1 protein-coding gene is annotated in these 2,763 nt (G+C 55.7%); it reads left to right on the forward strand.

Annotation, left to right across the window (positions count from 1 at the left end; genetic code table 11):
• Positions 1-298: 298 nt before the first annotated feature.
• Positions 299-2,763 (forward strand): DEAD/DEAH box helicase (locus HP546_RS28770; protein ID WP_172232829.1); only part of this gene is annotated, 2,465 nt, incomplete at its 3' end.

Here is a 2,763-nt window from a genome sequence, read left to right on the forward strand (position 1 = left end):
TGTACGCAAAACCTATCAGGACGACACCCTGCCTAATGGTCCCTGGGAAACCACAATCACTTACTACGCCCCGTTCTTTAAACCTGATCGGGAAGAAGACTACCGGGTGGCTTGGGCCATTTTTGAGAAGAGCGCTGGATGCGTGTAATTACCTGCCAAGCGGTGCAGGCGCATGAGCGGAGATTGTTGGTTTGCCTAAGGTAAAATTTTTATGTTAGGGGTCTGGCTGCGCGGCTCAGCGCACTGCAAGGTACCTTCAGCAGGGCATTTGCTCTGTCCCAGATGATAAGGACGTTTCATGATTCCCGGCTTGTTGGCCAGCGAAGTATCCGCTGCACTACGCGAATTTATCATTACTGGTTTCGAGACTGAAACCGCACCATTCCGGGGGGAGTTCCGCCGTCTGGTTGAGGAGCAGCAGGACGGCGAGGCTTTCATCAAAGGGCCTTACGTTACCGTTGGCTTGCCATTTCTGAGTGGTCAGTCAGGCTGCGATTTCTTTTCTGGATTTAAGACTGAATTCCCTCCTCATGCTCACCAGGAGCAGGCTTGGCGGCGCCTTGCGGCGAATGGCAAAGCAGCCAATACACTGGTGGCGACGGGTACTGGTTCGGGTAAGACCGAGTGCTTTATGTACCCGGTGCTGGATTTCTGCCAGAAGGCTGGTATGCCCGGGATTAAGGCCATTGTCATTTACCCGATGAACGCTTTGGCGACGGATCAGGCCAAGCGTTTTGCCAAAGAAGTTTATAATCAACCGTCACTAAAGGGACTGCGTGTTGGGTTGTTTGTCGGCGGTGATGGCCATGGCGTCAAGGCCATGGGACCGGACCAGGTAATCACGGATAAGGAAACCCTGCGCCAGAATCCGCCCGACGTGCTGCTTACCAACTACAAGATGCTCGACTACCTATTGATGCGCCCGCAGGACCAGAAACTGTGGGTGAACAATGGGCCCGACACCCTCCGTTATCTGGTAGTGGATGAGCTGCATACCTTTGATGGCGCCCAAGGTACGGATCTGTCGCTCCTGATCCGCCGCTTACGTGCCCGCTTTGATCTGGCGCCGGAGCGCCTGATCTGCGTGGGTACCTCGGCGACATTGGGAGGTGAAGACAGTGTGGTGGGGCTGCTTCAGTATGCCAGCGATATATTTTCCGCTCCCTTCCCACGGGAGGCGGTGATCACTGAGCAGCGTCAGTCGCCGGATGAATTCATCGACACGCTATCGTTCCTCAACCTGAACCCGGACATTGGTCCAGAGACCCTGCAGATCGCGCTGCGCCAGGGCTTGAACGAGTATTTGCTGGTCGCTTACGAGTTGTACTTCAGCAAACAGCCAGAGATGGATCTACAGGAAATACCAGGGCGTATAGCGCTTGGTAAGGAGCTGAAGCAGCACGGGCAATTGGCCAATTTATTGCGACATCTGCGGCAGGGTGACAAGACTCCAACCTTCAGAGAGTTGGCGAATCGTCTGGCCGCTCAGATTCCAAAGCGTTTTCAACGTCAGCCTGAACAGGCACTGATTGCTCTTTTGTCGTTGGCAGCTCATGCACGGGCGGAAACGAAGCTGCCCTTGATGCAACTGCGACTGCAGCTGTGGGCGCGAGAGCTGCGACGAATTGTCGGTACCTTGCGTGAGCCTGTCCCCGCAAATGATCTTGAGATCGAGGAGAGCGACAGTATCAAGCGCTTGCCGCCCTTACTCGCGTTCGGTGATGACCCGCCGGCCAGGGACAAGCAGCAGATTCGGTTGCCACTCGTGCAGTGTCGTGAGTGTCACGGTACGGCCTGGTTGACGCGGATGGAGGTGGCCCAACCGGTCAATCAGCAGATCGAATTGGATCTGGCCAATATTTACTCGGCGTTCTTCAGCAATCACCAAGAAACCGGGTTGTTGATGCCTTGGCAGCCTAGTGGTGATAAGCAGATGAGCGGCCCAAGGTTGGCCCACTTCCGGGTTTGCCGTGAGTGCGGCTTTACCGCAGGGCTGGAACATAGCGGTGGGTGCAAGGCATGCCAGGCTGGGAATGAAGCGCTGGTGCGTGTCAGTCGCCCAGATTTGCTCAAGGAGGAGCGTGTCGGCCAGGTAAACCGGGTTATACATCAGCACAACTGCCCGTACTGCTCCGCAAAAGCATCCCTGGTGGTGTTCGGTGCGCGAGCTGCGAGTCTGAGCGCGGTGGCTATTCATCAGCTATTCAGCAGTCGCGATAACGATGACCGAAAACTGCTGACCTTTAGTGATTCGGTGCAGGATGCAGCACATCGCGCCGGTTTCTTTGCCGCCCGTACCTGGCAGAACAACGTTCGAATGGCCTTGACTCAGCTGCTGGAAAATCAGACCGGTCCGGTGCCGCTGTTGCAGATACCGGAATTGTTTGAGCGTTATTGGCTAGAGCATGAAGGTCGGGATGGGCATTTGACGCTGCCGTATTACCTGCGTGAGTTCATGCCGCCGGATAAGCGTTTTGATGGGGACTTTGAATTTTTTGAGCAGTCCGGTGAAGTGCGCAATCCGGCCCGACATTTGAAGATCATCCGTAATCGCATGCTCTGGCAGGTGCTGGAGGATCTGGGTTGGCGTGCGCAGGTTGGTCGCTCGCTAAATCGCTTAGGGATTGCAGCGCTAGAGTGGCCGCTGGATAAGGTGCAGCAGGCTGCGGAACGTTGGGCGACTGAGGTAAATAATACGCTCGGCTACCGGATTGACTCTGAGGCAGCCCGGCAGTATATGCAGGGTCTGATGCTGCATCTGGT

The sequence above is a fragment of the Pseudomonas sp. CM25 genome, assembly GCF_013179705.1.
Taxonomy (GTDB): Bacteria; Pseudomonadota; Gammaproteobacteria; order Pseudomonadales; family Pseudomonadaceae; genus Aquipseudomonas.